The organism is Ramlibacter pinisoli, assembly GCF_009758015.1.
Lineage (GTDB): Bacteria > Pseudomonadota > Gammaproteobacteria > Burkholderiales > Burkholderiaceae_C > Ramlibacter > Ramlibacter pinisoli.
This window is the reverse complement of sequence record NZ_WSEL01000003.1, coordinates 1,186,547-1,203,980: the sequence shown is the minus strand read 5'-3', so window position 1 is coordinate 1,203,980 and position 17,434 is coordinate 1,186,547. Positions and strand designations below refer to the sequence as shown.

At 70.2% G+C, this 17,434-nt stretch carries 15 protein-coding genes; 8 read left to right on the top strand and 7 right to left on the bottom strand.

The genetic code is table 11. From position 1 onward, the window contains the following. Positions 1-5: 5 nt before the first annotated feature. Positions 6-581, top strand: a complete 576-nt coding sequence (locus tag GON04_RS06965) for a restriction endonuclease (protein ID WP_232532948.1) — start codon at positions 6-8, stop codon at positions 579-581. A gap of 307 nt (positions 582-888) precedes the next feature. Here the strand turns inward: GON04_RS06965 and ilvB are convergent, their stop codons facing one another. Further along, positions 889-2,682, bottom strand: a complete 1,794-nt coding sequence (gene ilvB / locus GON04_RS06960) for a biosynthetic-type acetolactate synthase large subunit (protein WP_157397205.1) — start codon at positions 2,680-2,682, stop codon at positions 889-891. Between the two features lie 131 nt (positions 2,683-2,813). On the opposite strand from ilvB, the gene GON04_RS06955 reads away from it, so the two are divergent. Further along, positions 2,814-3,251, top strand: a complete 438-nt coding sequence (locus tag GON04_RS06955; protein ID WP_157398389.1) for an Lrp/AsnC family transcriptional regulator — start codon at positions 2,814-2,816, stop codon at positions 3,249-3,251. On the opposite strand, the gene GON04_RS06950 is transcribed toward GON04_RS06955, so the two are convergent. Continuing rightward, positions 3,223-3,609, bottom strand: coding sequence for a hypothetical protein (locus GON04_RS06950; protein WP_157397204.1), 387 nt, complete (start codon positions 3,607-3,609; stop codon positions 3,223-3,225). The two genes, GON04_RS06955 and GON04_RS06950, sit on opposite strands and share 29 nt — an antisense overlap. A gap of 217 nt (positions 3,610-3,826) precedes the next feature. On the opposite strand from GON04_RS06950, the gene GON04_RS06945 reads away from it, so the two are divergent. The 4 genes from GON04_RS06945 (at position 3,827) to lpdA (ending at position 8,950) form a co-directional block, all read left to right on the top strand. Further along, positions 3,827-5,059, top strand: coding sequence for a 3-methyl-2-oxobutanoate dehydrogenase (2-methylpropanoyl-transferring) subunit alpha (locus GON04_RS06945; protein WP_157397203.1), 1,233 nt, complete (start codon positions 3,827-3,829; stop codon positions 5,057-5,059). Between the two features lie 135 nt (positions 5,060-5,194). Further along, complete coding sequence (locus GON04_RS06940) at positions 5,195-6,202, top strand: alpha-ketoacid dehydrogenase subunit beta (protein WP_157398388.1); 1,008 nt, start codon at positions 5,195-5,197, stop codon at positions 6,200-6,202. Between the two features lie 5 nt (positions 6,203-6,207). After that, positions 6,208-7,548 (top strand): dihydrolipoamide acetyltransferase family protein, encoded by a 1,341-nt coding sequence (locus GON04_RS06935; protein ID WP_157397202.1) that lies wholly within the window; start codon positions 6,208-6,210, stop codon positions 7,546-7,548. A 4-nt stretch (positions 7,549-7,552) separates the two neighbouring features. Continuing rightward, entirely contained in the window at positions 7,553-8,950 is a 1,398-nt protein-coding gene (gene lpdA, locus GON04_RS06930; protein ID WP_157397201.1) for a dihydrolipoyl dehydrogenase, read from the top strand. A 46-nt stretch (positions 8,951-8,996) separates the two neighbouring features. Here lpdA and GON04_RS06925 read toward each other — a convergent pair whose 3' ends face one another. The 5 genes from GON04_RS06925 to GON04_RS06905 all read right to left on the bottom strand — a co-directional run bounded on the left by GON04_RS06925 (position 8,997) and on the right by GON04_RS06905 (position 12,124). After that, the gene (locus GON04_RS06925) at positions 8,997-9,275 is read right to left on the bottom strand and encodes a hypothetical protein (RefSeq protein ID WP_157397200.1); all 279 of its coding nucleotides are present in this window, start codon (positions 9,273-9,275) and stop codon (positions 8,997-8,999) included. 201 nt (positions 9,276-9,476) lie between these two features. Continuing rightward, entirely contained in the window at positions 9,477-9,944 is a 468-nt protein-coding gene (locus GON04_RS06920) for a hypothetical protein (protein WP_157397199.1), read from the bottom strand. A gap of 70 nt (positions 9,945-10,014) precedes the next feature. Next, on the bottom strand, positions 10,015-10,977 hold the full coding sequence (locus tag GON04_RS06915; RefSeq protein ID WP_157397198.1) for a hypothetical protein: 963 nt from the start codon (positions 10,975-10,977) through the stop codon (positions 10,015-10,017). 211 nt (positions 10,978-11,188) lie between these two features. Next, positions 11,189-11,551, bottom strand: a complete 363-nt coding sequence (locus tag GON04_RS06910) for a hypothetical protein (protein ID WP_157397197.1) — start codon at positions 11,549-11,551, stop codon at positions 11,189-11,191. A 9-nt stretch (positions 11,552-11,560) separates the two neighbouring features. Then, a complete protein-coding gene (locus GON04_RS06905; RefSeq protein ID WP_157397196.1) occupies positions 11,561-12,124 on the bottom strand; it encodes a hypothetical protein in 564 nt (187 codons plus the stop codon). Between the two features lie 219 nt (positions 12,125-12,343). Here GON04_RS06905 and GON04_RS06900 point away from each other — a divergent pair, with 219 nt between their 5' ends. Together GON04_RS06900 and GON04_RS06895 are read left to right on the top strand one after the other, a co-directional pair. Then, a complete protein-coding gene (locus tag GON04_RS06900; protein WP_157397195.1) occupies positions 12,344-16,921 on the top strand; it encodes a LysM peptidoglycan-binding domain-containing protein in 4,578 nt (1,525 codons plus the stop codon). After that, a complete protein-coding gene (locus tag GON04_RS06895) occupies positions 16,852-17,424 on the top strand; it encodes a hypothetical protein (protein ID WP_157397194.1) in 573 nt (190 codons plus the stop codon). The genes GON04_RS06900 and GON04_RS06895 overlap by 70 nt, the downstream gene beginning before the upstream one ends. Positions 17,425-17,434: the final 10 nt, after the last annotated feature.

Here is a 17,434-nt window from a genome sequence, read left to right as displayed (position 1 = left end):
CTGTGATGGCCATGAAGTTCCCGCGCATGGCGCCGAACTCGCTGTTCGCGGTGCTGCTGCGCTCGCCGTGGTGGATCAGCTTCGCGGTCGCCGCCGCCGTGGTGGCGCTCACCCAGGCGCTGGTGCCGGTGCCCTACCGCACCCTCGCCAGCCTGGGCGCGTTTCCCTTCGTCGTCATCGGCTGCATCGCGCTGTCGCGGCAGTGGCGCCAGCCGAGCGCGGCGCAGTCGCGTGCCCGGCTGGAGGCCGCCGCGAGCATGAGCTGGCCGGAGTTCGAGGCCGCGCTGCGCGAAGGCTATGCGCGCCAGGGCTGGCAGGTCCAGGCCGCGCGTGGCGCCGCCGACCTGGCGATCGAGAAGGGCGGCCAGCGCATGCTGGTGAGCGCGCGCCGCTGGAAGGCCGCGCGCCAGGGCGCCGACGTGCTGGAGGCGCTGGACAAAGCGGTGCGCGAGCAGGAGGCCCAGCACGGCATCCTGGTCACGCTCGGCGAGCTGAGCCCGCAGGCGCAACGCTTCGCCACCGCCAACGGCATCGACGTGCTGCGGCAGGAACGGCTGGCGGCGCTGTTGCCGAAGTCCTGAGGCGCGATCGCCCATCGGGCTGTGCCAGGTCCCGGAGATGGATGGCGGGTCAAGCCCGCCATGACGAGGTTTGGGTTCGGGCCCGCCAGACGAGGTGGGGCGAGTCCGCCATCACACCGCCTTCGTCATGCCGGACTTGATCCGGCATCCATCCCCGAAACGTTCCATCGGGCGGTGCCAGGTCCCGGAGATGGATGGCGGGTCGAGCCCGCCATGACGAGGTCCGGGTCAAAGCCCGTCACGACGAGAGGTTTGGGTCGAGCCCGCCTAACGAGGACGGAGCGGGGCCGGCGCGCCGCGGCAGGCCTCACCCCGCCCGCGCGTCCTCGCTGAACCACACGCCGTCGGCCAGCATCATCTCGTGGTGCCCGCGGCCGGACGGGATCATGGGGTAGCAGTTCTCCTGCGCGGTCACGCGCACGTCGAGGAAGAAGGGGCCGTCGTGGGCCAGGCACTCGGCCAGGGCGTCGTCGAGCTGGGCCGGGTCGTCGACGCTGCGGGCGCCCCAGCCGAAGGCCTTCGCCAGCGCCACGAAGTCGGGCAGGGCGGCGTTCCAGCTGTGGCTCAGGCGGTTGCCGTGGTTCAGCTGCTGCCACTGGCGCACCATGCCCATGTAGCCGTTGTTCGACAGCACCACCTTGACCGGCGTGCCGTGCTGGGTGGCGGTCGACAGTTCCTGGATGTTCATCAGCACCGAGGCGTCGCCGCTCACGCAGACGACCAGCTTGTCGGGATGCGCGACCTGCGCGCCGATGGCGGCCGGCACGCCGTAGCCCATGGTGCCGGCCCCGCCCGAGGTGAGCCAGCGGCGCGGCTGGTCGAAGCGCAGGTACTGCGCGGCCCACATCTGGTGCTGGCCGACGTCGGTGGAGACGATGGCGTCGCGGCCGGCCAGTTGGGCCTGCAGCGCGGCCACGAGGTGCTGCGGCAGGATGGTGTCGGTGCGTGGCGTGAAGGCCAGGCAGTCGCGCTGGCGCCAGCCGTCGATGCGCTGCCACCAGGCGTCCAGCCGCGCCGCCGGGGGCGCCGGCGGCAGCAGCGCGCGCAGCGCCGCCAGCACCGCGCCGCAGTCGCCGGGCAGGGCGGCATCCACCATCACCACCTTGTCGATGTTGGCCGGGTCGATGTCGATGTGGATCTTGCGCGCGCCGGGGCTGAAGTCGGCCAGCCGGCTGGTCACGCGGTCGTCGAAGCGTGCACCGACGCAGACGATCAGGTCGGCGTGGTGCATGGCCTGGTTGGCCTCCAGCGTGCCGTGCATGCCCAGCATGCCGAGGAAGTGCGGGTCGGAGGCCGGGAAGGCGCCCAGCCCCATCAGGGTGAGCGTGGTCGGCAGGTTCCAGTCGCGGCCGAGCGCGGTGAAGGCGGCGCAGGCCTCGGGGCCGGAGTTGACCAGGCCGCCACCGCCGTAGAGCACCGGGCGCCGCGCCGTCGAGAGCAGGTCGGCGGCCCGTTGCAGCGCCTGTGCCGTCGCGGCATGGGTGCGCGCGGCGCGCCCGGGCAGGGCGCCGGCCGGCACGGACGCGGGCGCCGGCACGGCCACGCGCTGCAGCTGCACGTCCTTGGGCATGTCGATCAGCACCGGCCCGGGCCGCCCGCTCATCGCCAGCTCGACCGCCTTGCGCACCGCCCCGGCCACTTCCTGCGCCCGCTGCGGCTGGTGGTTCCACTTGGTCACAGGGCGCGACATGCCCAGCGCGTCGCTCTCCTGGAAGGCCTGCGTGCCGATGACGGCCGTGGCCACCTGGCCGCTGATGCACAGCACCGGGACCGAGTCGCTGATGGCGTCGAGCAGGCCGCTGATGGTGTTGGCGATGCCCGGGCCCGAGGTGACCAGGACTACGCCCAGCCGGCCGGTGCTGCGCGCGTAGCCCTCGGCCGCGTGCACGGCCGCCTGTTCGTGGCGCACCAGCACGTGGCGCAGCGCCGGCCGCTGGTACAGGGCGTCGTACAGCGGCAGGGCGGCGCCGCCCGGGTAGCCGAACAGCGTGTCGACGCCGCAGGCGAGCAGCGTATCCAGCAGGATCTCGGCGCCGTTGCACTCCGAGGCGGTGCCGCTGGCGGCGCGTTGGAGAAGGTCGTTGGCGGTAGCGGTGTCCATGTGGATGATTTTCGGCATCTGGGCCAGAATGGGCTTCGTTTTTCCGAGGGCTGGACGTGGCAACGCCGAAAAAACAATCGAAGAAGTCCGACAAACCCGATGAATCGACGGGAACCTACGACAAGTTCGACCTGGCCATCCTGCGCGAGCTGCTGGCGGACTCGCGCCGCACCCTGCAGGAGATCGGCGCCGCGGTCAGCCTGTCGCCCACCACGTGCTGGAGCCGCATCAAGCGGCTGGAGGCCGACGGGGTGATCCAGCAGTACAGCATCCGCCTCGACCGGGCCCGGCTGGGCTGGAAGGACACGGTGATCGTGCAGCTCACGCTGGAGAGCCACACCGATGAGACGCTGTACGCCTTCGGCCGCGTGCTGGCGACCATCCCCGAGGTGATGGAGGCCTACCTGGTGTCCGGCGATTACGACTACTACATCCGCATCGCGGTGCGTGACACGCGTGACTATGAGCGGTTGCTGCGCGAGAAGCTCTACAAGATTCCCGGCATCCGGCACAGCAAGTCGAGCTTCGTGCTGCGGGTCCTCAAGGACGCACAGGTGCCGGTGGTGTGAGGGACGCCTGCACCCAGTGCAGCGCCTCGTCGCGGTCGGTGAACGAGCGCAGGTGCAGCCCCGACTTCTGCGCCGCCTTCTCGCTGATGCCGGTGCGCAGGCGCGCCGGCACGACCGCCGCGACCCGCTCCAGCGAGCACAGGCGCTCGGCGGCGTGGGTGCCCAGCTGCAGGTGGTCGGTGAAGCCCAGGTCGACCTCCACGCCCTGCAGGTCGAGCAGGACCCGCGGGTAGCCCTCGCGCCGGGCCAGGCCGCTGGCCAGGTCGACGGCGGCGCAGAGGTCGCCAAGCCCGGCCGGCCCTTCGCAGGCGATGGCCAGGTGCGTGGCGGTGTGGTCGACGGTGATGCGGAAGGGCATTGGGGCCGAAGTCTAGCCATCGCCGGCGGCCATGCCAGCCCTGCCCGAACGCGATGGCCGGCCGCGCCCCGGCACCCACCCCGCGGCACCTTTCCCCTACACTGACCAGCAACCCGCGCCGCAACCCGGCGCGGGCCTCCGTGGAGCCCCCGGCTACCCGCCGGCGGGCACCGCTCTGCAGACCTGATGGCGCGCCACCCGCGCGCGGAGTGATTGCATGGAACGCCAGCCCTTGCGGCTGCACGTGCCGGAGCCTTCGGGCCGTCCCGGCTGTGCGACCGACTTCTCGTACCTCCACGTCTCGGAGGCCGGCGCCGTCCGCAGGCCGCCGATAGACACCACCCACTTCGACACCCAGGACCTCGCGTACGAGCTCGTTCGCGTGCTGGACCGCGACGGCCGTGCCGTCGGGCCGTGGGCGCCGGACATCTCGACCGTCCAGCTGCGCAAGGGGCTGCGCGCGATGATGAAGACGCGCATCTTCGACTCCCGGATGCTGCTGGTGCAGCGCCAGCGCAAGATCTCGTTCTACATGCAGAGCCTGGGCGAGGAGGCGATTGCCTGCGCCCATGCGGCGGCCCTGGACGCCGGCGACATGTGCTTCCCCACCTATCGCCAGCAGGGCCTGCTGCTCTCGCGCGACGACGTCTCGATGGTCGAGCTGATGTGCCAGCTCATGAGCAACTCGGGCGACCCGATGAAGGGCCGCCAGCTGCCGGTGATGTATTCGCTCAAGCGGGCCGGCTTCTTCTCGATCTCGGGCAACCTCGCCACCCAGTTCATCCAGGCGGTGGGCTGGGCGATGGCCTCGGCGATCAAGGGCGACACCCGCATCGCATCGGCCTGGATCGGCGACGGCGCGACGGCCGAGGCCGACTTCCACACCGCGCTCACCTTTGCCCACGTGTACCGCGCGCCGGTGATCCTGAACGTGGTGAACAACCAGTGGGCGATCTCCAGCTTCCAGGCCCTCGCCGGCGGCGAGGCGAGCACCTTCGCGGCGCGCGGGGTCGGCTGCGGCATCGCGTCGCTGCGTGTGGACGGCAACGATTTCCTGGCGGTGTACGCGGCCTCGCAATGGGCCGCCGAGCGCGCCCGCTCCAACCTGGGGCCGACCCTGATCGAGTGGGTGACCTACCGCGCCGGGGCGCACTCGACGTCGGACGACCCGAGCAAGTACCGCCCGGCCGACGACTGGGAGCGCTTCCCGCTCGGCGACCCGATCGCGCGGCTGAAGGCACACCTGGTCGGGCTGGGCGCCTGGACCGAGCAGGAGCACGAGCAGGTGCGGCTCGAACTGGAGGCCGAGGTGGCCGCCGCGCAGAAGGAGGCCGAAAGCCACGGCACCCTGCTGGACGGCCACATCCCGAGCGCCGCGTCGATCTTCGAGGACGTGTACGCCGAGATGCCCGCGCACCTGCGGGCGCAACGCCAGGAGTTGGGGGTCTGAGATGAATGACTACCGAAGCTCCGAATGCGAAGGCGGAACTCCCGTCCGCGAAGGTTCCCGCATCCACCGAGAGGCCACATGCTGACCAAGACACGTGAAGAGCTCCTCGAGAGCGAAGCCGGCGAGAGCAAGCCGATGACGATGATCCAGGCCCTGCGGTCGGCCATGGACGTGATGATGGGGCGCGACGACAACGTGGTGGTCTTCGGCCAGGACGTGGGCTACTTCGGCGGCGTGTTCCGCGTCACCGAGGGCCTGCAGGCCAAGTACGGTAGCAACCGCTGCTTCGACGCCCCGATCAGCGAGGGCGGCATCGTGGGCGCCGCGGTGGGCATGGGAGCCTACGGCCTGCGCCCGGTGGCCGAGATCCAGTTCGCCGACTACTTCTACCCGGCCTCCGACCAGATCGTGTCGGAGGCGGCGCGGCTGCGCTACCGCTCGGCCGGCGACTTCACCTGCCCGATCACCATCCGCATGCCCTGCGGCGGCGGCATCTACGGCGGCCAGACCCACAGCCAGAGCCCGGAGGCGCTGTTCACCCACGTCTGCGGCCTGCGCACCGTGATGCCCAGCAACCCGCTCGATGCCAAGGGGCTGCTGATCTCGGCCATCGAGTGCGACGACCCGGTGATCTTCCTGGAGCCCAAGCGCCTGTACAACGGGCCGTTCGACGGCCACCACGACCGGCCAGTGGTGCCCTGGTCCCGGCATGCGCTGGGCAATGTGCCCGAGGGCTACTACCGGGTGCCGCTGGACAAGGCGTCGGTGTTCCGGTCGGGGTCGCAGGTGACGGTGGTGACCTACGGGACCATGGTGTGGGTGGCCGAGGCCGCCGCCCAGGAGGCCGGCATCGATGCCGAGATCATCGACCTGCGCGCGATCTGGCCGATGGACCTGGAGACCGTGGTGGCGTCGGTGAAGAAGACCGGCCGCTGCGTCGTCGTGCATGAAGCCACCAAGACCAGCGGCTTCGGCGCCGAGCTGTCGGCGCTGGTGCAGGAGCACTGCTTCTACCACCTGGAGGCGCCGATCGAGCGCGTGGCCGGGTGGGACACGCCGTACCCGCACGCCCAGGAGTGGGCGTATTTCCCCGGGCCCGACCGGGTCGGTGCCGCGCTGCGGCGCGTGGTGGAAGGAGGCTGAGCGCCATGGGAATCTACGCAATCAAGATGCCGGACATCGGCGAGGGCATTGCCGAGGTCGAGCTGGTCGAGTGGCGCATCCAGCCCGGCGACGCGGTGCAGGAAGACCAGATCGTCGCCGACGTGATGACCGACAAGGCGACGGTGGAGATCCCGTCGCCGGTGAGCGGTACCGTGCTGGAGCTGGGCGGCAAGCCCGGCGAGCTGATGGCGGTGGGCGCGGAGCTGGTGCGCATCGAGGTGGCGGGCGAGGGGAACGTGAAGGCGGGCGCCCCGGCTGCCCGGGCCGCGGCTGCTGCCCCAGTGCGGGAGACGGCCACCGACGCGGGCGCACACGCTGCGCCGACCGTGGCGGCGAGCAAGGTCGACCAGCCGCCGCGCAGCCCAGTCCCCAACGTTCGCCCGGCGGTAGAGGGCACCATCCAGCCGAGCCCCCCGAAGGCGACGCCCGTTCCGCAGCGCGCCCCCGGCGACAAGCCGATCGCCTCGCCGGCGGTGCGGCGGCGCGCCTGGGAGCTGGGCATCGAGCTGCAGTTCGTGCACGGCAGCGGGCCGGCCGGGCGCATCGAGCACGCCGACCTGGACGTCTACCTGGCGTCGCGCGGCCAGCCGTTGCCGGTCGGCGGCGGTGCCCGGCTGCGCGAGAAGCACGGCGAGCAGCAGGTGCCCGTCATCGGCCTGCGCCGCAAGATCGCGCAGAAGATGCAGGAGGCCAAGCGCCGCATCCCGCACTTCAGCTATGTCGAGGAGATCGACGTCACCGAGCTGGAGGCCCTGCGCGCCAAGCTCAATGCCAGGCACGGCACCACCCGCGGCAAGCTCACCGTGCTGCCCTTCATCGCGCGTGCCGTGGTGCTGGCGGTGGCCGAGTTCCCGCAGATGAACGCCCGCTTCGACGACGATGCCGGCGTGGTCACGCGCCACGAGGCGGTGCACCTGGGCGTGGCCGCGCAGACCGACGCCGGCCTGCTGGTGCCGGTGCTGCGCCACGCGGAAGCGATGGACGTGTGGGCCTGCGCGAAGGAGATCGCGCGGCTGGCCGAGGCGGCGCGCAGCGGCAAGGCCGGCCGCGACGAGCTGGCCGGCTCGACCATCACCATCAGCAGCCTGGGGCCGCTGGGCGGCATCGTCACCACGCCGGTCATCAACCACCCCGAGGTGGCCATCATCGGGGTCAACCGCATCGTCGAGCGGCCGGTGTTCCAGGGCGACGCCGTGGTCCGGCGCTCGCTGATGAACCTGTCGTCCTCGTTCGACCACCGGGTGGTCGACGGCATGGACGCGGCGCAGTTCGTGCAGGCGATCCGCGCGCTGCTCGAGTCCCCGGCGCTGCTGTTCGTGGAGTGATGGCATGAAGACACTGCACAAGAAGCTGCTCGTGCTGGGCGGCGGCCCCGGCGGCTATGTCGCGGCCATCCGCGCCGGCCAGCTCGGCATCCCCACCGTGCTGGTCGAGGGCGAGGCGCTGGGCGGCACCTGCCTGAACGTGGGCTGCATCCCGTCCAAGGCCCTGATCCACCTGGCGCAGGAGTACGCGCAGGCCTGCCGCTTCACCGGCGCCAACGCGCTCGGCATCCGGGTCGAGAACCCGGTGCTGGACCTCGCCCAGGCGCAGCAGTGGAAGGGCGGCATCGTTGGCAAGCTCACCGGTGGGGTCGGCGCGCTGCTGCGCAAGGCCGGCGTCCAGGTGGTGCAGGGCTGGGGCACGGTCGTCGACGGCAAGACGGTGGAGGTGGCCACCCGCGAAGGCGAGCCGGTGCGCATCACTTGCGAGCACCTGCTGCTGGCCACCGGCTCGCAGGCCGTGTCCCTGCCCGACCTGCCGCTGGGCGGGCCGGTGGTCTCGTCGACCGAGGCGCTGGCGCTGGCCGAGCGGCCCAGGCACCTGGTGGTGGTGGGCGCCGGCTACATCGGGCTGGAGCTCGGCATCGCCTGGCGCAAGCTGGGCGCCGAGGTGGCCGTGGTGGAGGCCGCGGCCCGGGTGCTGCCCACCTACGACGAGGAGCTGACCCGGCCGGTGCTGGCGTCGCTGCGCCGGCTGGGGATCACGCTGCACCTGAACTGCACCGCGCAGGGCCTGACCGAGTCACGCGACGGGCTGCGCGTGCGCAGCAGCAATGCCGACGAGTACGCGCTGCCGGCCGACAAGGTGCTGGTGGCCGTCGGCCGCGTGCCCCGCACCGCCGGCTACGGCCTCGAAGGGCTGCAGCTGGACATGGCGGGCCGCGCGGTGAAGGTCGACGAGCAGTGCCGCACCTCGATGCGCAACGTGTGGGCGATCGGCGATCTCACCGGCGAGCCGATGCTGGCGCACCGCGCGATGGCGCAGGGCGAGATGGTGGCCGAACTGGTGGCCGGCCACCGGCGCCGCTTCGCGCCCCAGGCCATCCCGGCGGTGTGCTTCACCGATCCCGAACTGGTGGTCGCCGGCCTGTCGCCCGACGAGGCCGAGGCGCGCGGGCTGGACGTCGTCGTGTCCTCGTTCCCGTTCGCGGCCAACGGCCGGGCGATGAGCCTGGAGGGCACCGAGGGCTTCGTGCGCGTGGTGGCGCGCCAGGACACGCACCAGGTGCTGGGCTGGCAGGCGGTGGGCACCGGCGTGTCGGAGCTGGCGGCGGCGTTCTGCTATGCGATCGAGATGGGCGCCCGGCTGGAAGACGTGGCGGGGATCATCCATGCCCATCCCACCCTGGGCGAGGCGGTGCAGGAGACGGCGCTGCGGGCGCTGGGCCACGCGCTGCACATCTGAGCCGATCCCGTGCCGATCCCGCGCCGCGAGGCGTTGGGTCGGCCCGTCAACGGGCCGTCGGGGTGCTCTCCAGCAGGATCATCCATTCGCTCGGCTGCGCGGCCTTGCGCGCCAGCCGGCTGGTGGTGCGCTCGACCAGCAGGCGGATGGCCTCGGCGGGGTCGGTGCAGGGACCGGCGCCGACCTTGCGCACCGCGAAGTTCGCCTCCCACACGTCGTCGGGCGCGGCGATGCACAGCTTGGCGTAGGCATAGTGGCCCTGCTCGCTGGGCACGGTGTAGCAGGCCAGCCAGTAACCGTGGACGGGACCGGTGATCTGTTCCATCCGACGAGCTTACGGACCGCTGAGCTCTTCAGTAACCCGCCGGGCCTCACCCAAAAGGCTGACAGGAGGAAGTTGTCGTTTTCAGTCTTGCCCAGGCTCGGGTGCGGCCTGGTTCCGGCGATGGAGCCGGGGTGAGCGCGGCATGACGATGGCGTCCCCGTCATGGCGGGCCTCACCCACAATTCATCTCCCGATCGAGGGTCAGGGCTGCGCGTCGGCGGCCACGCGCCGATAGCGCACCTCGTGGCCGTGGATGCGGTCGATGCCCAGGAATTCGTTGCGCGACTCGAAGCGGATCTCGAAGGTCGCGAACGGCAGGTTCAGGCGCGACGGCGGGTTGCCGTTCATGCTCGTGTAGTGGCGCTTGAGGTTGGTGCCGTCGTACAGCCAGGTGCCTTCGTGGATGAAGTCGGTGGCCGCGCCGCCGGCATCCACAACGTGCACCGTCTCCAGGAAGGAGCCGTTCGGCCGCAGGGTGAGCAGGCGGCGCGCCTGCATGCCCTGCTCGGCGGCATCGCGCTGCCAGGTGCCCTGCAGTTGCTGCACCACGTCGGCCGAGGCGAGGTCGGGCGCGGTCGACAGCCCGCCGGGCGCCAGCGCGTCGCAGCGCGACAGCAGCACCGCTGCCGAGAGCAGCGCGAGCATCCAGAGCCGTACCGTGGCCGACATGGCGCCATGATTCCAGAAGCCGCCCGACCGATGTGCAAGCAACTGTCGGGGTAGCTGGGGCCGGGGTTTCCTAGGGCTGCGGGGGCGCGGCGGGCTGAACCGGGGCGGCCGGCGGCGCGGGCGGCTGCAGGGCCGCGCGCAGCTGCTCGCAGGCCGTGGCCAGGCTGCGCTGCAGGCCGCGCTGGTCCTGGCGCAGCCGGGCGCACTCGGCCAGGCAGCGCTCCAGCACCTGGCGCAAGTCCGCCTCGGCCAGCGCCAGCGGTTGCACCGGCAGCCTGGCCGTGCCGGCTTGGCGGGCCGCGGCCAGCAGGCGCTCGAGTGCGAGCACCCAGGCGCGCCGCGCCGGCGGCAGGTCTTCGCGCAGCCGCCGCACGAGGGCGGCGCGCACCGCGACCACCTGCTGGGCGGTGTCGCAAGCCTCCCGCACGGCACGGCCGGCGGCATGCAGCCCGCGCAGCCGCGACCCGAGCTGGTCGGCGGTGCGGGCCAGGAAGCGCAGCTTGTCGATCGAGGCCCGGTCGCCCGGCGTGGGGCGGCGGTTCTTCAGGTCGCTCCAGGCGGCGGCCAGCCAGCCGTCGCCCCGCAGCAGCGCCTCTTCCATCCGCTCCTGTTCCATCTTCAGTTCGACCTGGGCGCGCCGCACGCCGCCGCCGTGTGCCTGCACCCAGGCCTCCAGCTCGCCGGCGAGGGCGTCCACCGGCTCCAGCGCGGCCGCCACGCGCCGGTACAGCGGCGCGAAGTTGTCGAGGTCGGGCGGGTCGTGGGGCGTGCCGTCCACGTGCGTGACCAGGCCGTAGTCCAGCTCGGCCAGCGCGGCGGCCACCACGCGCAGGGCATCGTGCAACCGCTCGGCCTCGCGGCCCCAGGCTCGCACGCCCAGCTCGCCGGAGACCTTCAGCAGGCACTGCGCATGCGGCCCGGCGGCCTTGTGCAGCAGCTGCTCGATCCAGGAGGTGAGCACGCCCGCCGGCTGCGGCTGGCGCACGGCGGCGCCGGTTGCTGGGGCGGCGGGGGCGGGCGGAGCAGGCGCCATGTCAGGGGCGCCTGGCTCGCACGCCGCGCAGGCGGGTGGATGTCTCCATGGATACAAACTGTAACTTGCCAGTTGCATCTGGAGATCAGCCATTCGGCGCGGGAGCGGTGCCGGGCGTCGGATTCCGGGCCGCTGTGCGAGGCGCTCCTCGTTGCAGCAACGAGTGCCCGGACGGGTGGGCGTGACTGAACCCCGCCCTCGGCGCGCGGGCTCAGCCCGCCGGCGCCTGCTCGCACAACATCGCCGCCGCCCGGTCGGCCACGGCCGCGATCTGCGGATCGGCGGCCATGCGCTCCTGCACCGCATCGAGCAGCTGGGTGAACCCGCCATCGAGGGCCAGTTGCGTGCCGAAGGCCTGCAGCAGTGTGGTCTCGAGGTAGATGCGCAGGGCCTTGCGCCGGCGGTCGGGGTCGTCCGGCGGGACAGCGCGGATGCGTTGCAGAGCGGTGGCCGCCAGGCTCTGGGCCGCAGGGCGGGCCTGGGCCGTCGAGGCGGGCTTGGCGTGCACGCCCGGCGTGCTGGCTTCGGCGGGCAGCCAGGTGGAGAGGGCAGGGCCTGAGTCGATGCGGGTCATGGCGGGGCCTCAGTGCAGGCCGCGGGCGTAGGCAGACAACAGCACATGGCCGGCGGCCGCGTCGGCAGGAGGTGGAGAGCCGTCCGCCGGCGGCGCCAGCTTCTGGACGGCCGCCACGACCCGCTCAATGTCGGCCGCCAGGGCCGGCTGGCCTTCGCTGCACGCCAGGCCCAGCCGGAACTCGTCGAGCGCGGCGCCGAAGCCGTCGCGTGCCAGGGCGGCGAAGCCGCGCACGAAGTGGCCGAGCGGCTGCCCCGCCGGCAGGTCCAGCAGCGGCTGCCAGGTGACCAGTGCCGCGCCCGCCCGCTCGGAGCTGAACTGCAGCAGCCCGAGCTGGTAGCGGGCCAGGTGGAAGCCGGGCGCCAGCAGGACTGCGTTGGCGAAGGCGCGCTCCGCGGCTTCAGTGCGCCCCTCGGCCGCGTGCTCGGACGCCATGAGGAAATGGGGCATGCCCTCGGCCGGTGCGACGTCGCTGGCGAGGGCGAACAACTCGATGGCGGCCGCTCCCCTCTGGTCCCGGCTGGCTTGCAGGCCCTGCTCCAGCAGGTCGCGGTAGCGGGTCTCATGGTCCATCGCGGGTCTCCGGTGGGGCGCCGCAGGCGGATGGCCCGCCCGCGGCGCGAAGGTGCTGTTGCTCCTGCCAATCCATCCACCGTCCTGCCCGGCGGTTTAGCCGCTAAACGAGAGGCCCTGCCATCCCGATGTACTGGTCGGCAGGAGCTGCTGGACGCACCTGCGGCAGGCCGCGCCCGTTGCGGCCCATCCCGAACGACCTCACAGGGGGCAGTTGCAATGGTGGCTATCGTCAGCGGAAGCAGCCTGGGACTGGACCTCGGCTCGATGCGAACGCTCGGGCAGCAGGGCGTGCTCGGCTCTGCAAACACCGGCCGCAACGGCGAACAGGCGCTGGTCAACGTCGCCACCGGCAACCTGGTCCTGCAGTCCCGCGACGACCGGCTCATGGCGCGCGGGCCCGAGGCGCTTGCGCTCAGGACGTACAACAGCCAGGGCAGCTTCAACGACGACAACGGCGACAACTGGACCAACGGCACCGCCCCGCAGCCGCTGGTGCTCGCCGGCACCCTCGGCGCGGTGGGCAGCACCCTCACACGCACCGACCGCGACGGTTCGGTCGCCGCATACGCCTGGGACGCCGCCCTCGGCGCCTACCTCACGCGCGAAGGCGGTGGTGCCCACGACACCATCACGCTGATCACCTCCCAGGGCCAGCTCGAATGGCGCGACGGCAGCACCGGCGCCACCCAGCGGTACCAGTCCACGGGAGCGATGCGCCTGCTGTCCAGCCGCGACACGGCGGGTAACGCGCTGGTGTACGGGTACAACGCCGCCGGCCGCCTGGCGAGCGCCACCACCGCCAGCGGCGAGGCCACCTGGTACGACTACGCGGGCAACAACCTCACGCAGGTGCGCTCCGTCACCGCAGGCGGGGCCACCACCACGCGGGTGCGCTACGCCTACGACCAGCTCGGTCGCAAGCTCAGCCAGACCAACGGCAACGGCGAGACGATCCGCTACGCCTACGACCTGCGCGGCAACGTCATCGAGACTCGCCAGCCGCTGGGCCAGCCGGTGCGCGCCGCCTTCGACGCCCAGGGCCGCAAGATCGCGGACTCCGATGCCAATGGCTACGCGGCCACCTGGAGCTACGACTATTTCGGCCTGCTGACCGGCCACACCGACCTGGGCGGCGCGCGTTATTCGTACGGCTACGACATCGCGCGCCAGCTCATCCGGCAAACCAGCACGCGTGGGCAGAATCTCGCGTTCGGCTACGACGCCGCCGGACAGCAGGTCTCCATCACCGACGCCGCCCTGGGCAAGGTGAGCACCTTCGCCTACGACCTGGGCGGACGCCGCATCCGCGAACGGGTGGTGCAGGGCGGGGCGACCTACCAGGACAACCACCTCTCGTTCGACGCCCAGGGCAACCTGCGGGACGTGGCCGACGCACGGGTGCATGTCTCCATGGACTACGACGCGGTGGGCAATCGCACCCGGGTCGCGACATCCGTCAATTACCAGGGCGTGGCGGGCGAGACCACCGAGACGGTGCAGCGCTTCTTCCGCTTCGACGCCATGAACCGCCAGGTCGTCGTCGACGCCGTCGACGCGGCCGGGAACATTGGTCGGCAAGGGCACCTGATCACCTTCGACCGCAATGGCAACCGGACCAGCGACACCTCCTGGAGCGCCGACCGGGTCGCGATCGCCCCCGGCCAGCAGGCCATCACCGGCTATGCGGCCGACGGGGCGGCGCTCTATGCGTCCACGGCGGTGGCATCCACGCGCGGCGAGGGCCTGAGCACGGAACAGTACCGCTATGACGCCCTCGACCGCCTGCAGTCGGTGCAGCGCGACGGTATCCAGGTCGACCTGCGCCTGTTCGACGGCGCCAGCCGGGTCGTGCAGTCGGGCCCCACGGCGACCGTGCCTCCCGCGCTGGCGTCACTGGTCGCCGACGCACTGGCGGCGTCGCCGGCGAGCAGCCGCGACATCCGCATCAACCGCTACGACGCCAACGGCCGGATGCTGCACCAGAAGCTGCTCACTGCCCAGGGCGCGGCCCGGTCCGACACGAGCTGGGACACGGCGGAAACCGTCGGGCCAGCCTTCTCCGTCCAGCGCGCGGAAGGCTACGACGCCGCCGGCAATGCGCGCGGCTACGCGGTGGCGAACTGGGAAGGCGACGGCGGCACGAAGCGCTACACCACCACGCTCGGTCGCCAGGAAGGCTACTTCGCCCAGGCCACCACCGGCTGGTCGACCCAGCTGGTGCAACCCGGCGCCAGCACCCAGCAGTACGACGCCAATGGTTTCCTGGTCGGCTACGTCGACTCGTCCCAGCCCGGCAACAACCGCAGCTTCGTCAATGACGGCGCCGGCCGCGCCCTGTGGGTCAACCAGGCCGGCAACGTGCAGCGCCAGCTGGTCGTCAACGGCGAGGTGCTGGGGGTCTACGGCGTCGGCGTCAACCCCGCCAACCCCGCTTCGGGAGCCGCCAGCAATCCGAACTTCGCCAACCTGGCGGATTTCGACTTCGGCTATGCGCGCATCAGCGCCAGCTACCCGAACGCCAGCCCCGGTGCGTACCAGGTGCGCCCGGGCGACACGCTGCAGAGCATCGCCCAGTCAGCCTACGGCGACGGCCGGCTGTGGTTCCGCATCGCCGAGGCCAATGGCCTCGCTTCGAGCACCGGCCTGAAAGTCGGTCAGTCGCTGAACATCCCGAGCACGGTTGGCACCGCGCGCAACGACGGCACCACCTTCCGCCCTTACGACCCGGCCCGGATGGCGGGCGACATGACGCCCGTCATGGCCATGCCGTCCGGCACCGACGGTTGCGGATCGGCGGGGCAGCTGTTGATGGTGGTGGTGGCGGTGGCGGTGACGATCTATACCAGCGGAGCGGCGGCCGGTTCAGGGCTGTTCGGTGGCGGTGTGCAGGCGGCTGCGAGCAGCGCCGCTACCGCAGTCGGAGCCAGCACCGGAACGGTCGCGGGCAACATGGCAGCGGGCAGTGCCATCCTGGCTGGTGCGGGCGGGGCTGGTGGTCTCGGAGCCGCGATGGTCGGGGCGGCGGCGGGAGGCCTGGCGAGCCAGTTCGTCGGCCTGGCGACCGGCACCATCCAGAGCTTCGATTGGCGGTCCGTCGCCCTGTCGGCCGTCAGTGCCGGTGTCACGCATTCGGTCCCGCTCGGCATGGCGGGGCTCGCCGGACCTCCCGGCACGGTGGCGAGGGCCATGGTGGCGAATGGGCTCACGCAAGGTATCGGCGTGATCGTCGGACTTCAGCAACGGTTCGACTGGCGCAATGTCGCTGCGGCGGGCGTGGGGAGTTTCGTCGGTCAGATCGCCAAGCCAATGACGCTGGATGTCGACAGCGGCTCGGGCGCGCTCGCAGCGCGCACGTTGACCAGCTTTGCCGCAGGAGTGGCGACCGCGATAGCCAAGGGTGGACGCATCACCACGCAGCAGGTTGCCATCGACGCGTTCGGCAATGCCCTCGTCGAGGACCTGGTTCCAACGTCCAGATCCACGCCTCAGGAGGCATTCCGGTCCATCGAGCTCAGGAGGCAGAACGAAGAATCCAGGATGGCCGCGCTGAACATGCTCATCGACCGGGACTGCCAGATCACGCCTGCCCCGCAGTTCAGCAGCCTCATGAGTCCGGCCGGGAGTGCCGATCTCCCCATGTTCTCTGGCCAGGCACTGCCACGGGTCCCCGACGACTTCGACAGGGACATCGCAAACCGGTCCGTCGAATTCGCGAGCATCCAGCCGGGACCGACGATGTATGGGACTGGAACGGCCTCGGGACACTACTACTTGATCGGCCAAGTCGGAGCAGCAGTCGGCATGGACCGGGACCGCTTGTACCGGATCATGAGGTATTCCCAGATGCCCGACCAATTGTCGATCGTGGACGCCTACCGAAACGGTGTCAGGTACATGGCGACCGAGCCCGGGTATGCGCCGCGCGAAGCTGGATTCAAGGTCATGGAGGCCGTGCACGCCCTGAACGGCCGTCCGACCGAAGAGAACGTCCTGACCTTCCAGCGGATCATCAGTGACTACAAGGACGACGACATCGTCGTCGGCATTGCCCTGCACGCCTTGGTCGATTCCATCTTCCATTCGTACTGGCACGAGGAGAAAGGAAAGTTCATCTCGTACACGAGTCCTGGAGGGCACATCAGGCAATTGAGTTACCAGGACTACATTTCCGAAGACCAGGCACTCGACGCCACCAGGCAGGTCATGGTGGCACTGGAGAATGTGAGCGGAACAAGATTGACGACCTCCCAGAAGGTCGCAACACTCAACGGCGTGCAATCCACCGTTCAGGAGGCGCGGGCATTAACAGCGGAGCAGCTCGAGTCGGCTGGCATGTTCGCCTTCTTACGGAGCCCTGAAACACGCGACATCAACTACCGGCTGATCACCGAGCGGTTTCTGGGTGGCGCAGGCGCGTTGCGGGAGGGATTGTTGAGACCGAACGAAATCGAAGGGCCCGGGGGGCGTAACCGATTCACTTACGAATTTACGGTCAATCAAGCGATCGAATTCTTGAGCAGTGGTGGGGTGACGGCATCCATGACTGCAGGAGAAAAATTTCTGCAGGCAAGTCTTGCCGGAATTGACAGATTTATCGAACGATATGGCTACTACGCCAATCGTCAACTGCCAATGTCGCCATTCAGATCGCAGGAGTTGTTCGACACACAGAGTTGGCATGCTGCGAATCTGATCGTGCGAGAGGTCAGTAATCTGGGAAGGAAATGGTCATCGTCTCTGATGCGCTGGGGGACCGCAGTTCAGCTTCAAGTTGGACCGTCTTTGAGGAACTGACCATGCGCTTGTCGACTATTGCGTTCTGTCTGGTGCTTTCTGCCTGTGAGCGAGGCGGCAAATACGATCCGTTGGCGATCGAATCGTTGGATTCAAAAGTAAGAACTGTGCTGGCTGTTGAAGCTAAGCTGAATGAGGGCCACCCGTACGAAGGCGTCAAAGCGCTAACCTTCATCCAAGGTTTGAAGCGCGAAGGGTTTGAGTGCCGGGCTCAGTACCGAGAGCTGGTCAGCTTTAGTCAAACCGCCGAGGCCAAAATCACAACGGTCCCCTGGATCGTGTGTGTCAAGGCACCTGCAATGATTGAACCGTGCTCAGAACTGACGGTCGGGCTTGATTTCCCTACCGAACGAAGTTCCGACCTGCGTTCGCTCGTAAGTAAGCTGGGGTCTTTGGAGACAGCCAAACCGGGCTTTGCTTGCGAAATCAATTCGACGGACGCGGAGGCGAAGAAGAGGATCGCATTGGCGGCAAAGCAGGGTCATCTGATTCCGGTTGACTAATCTGTAGAGC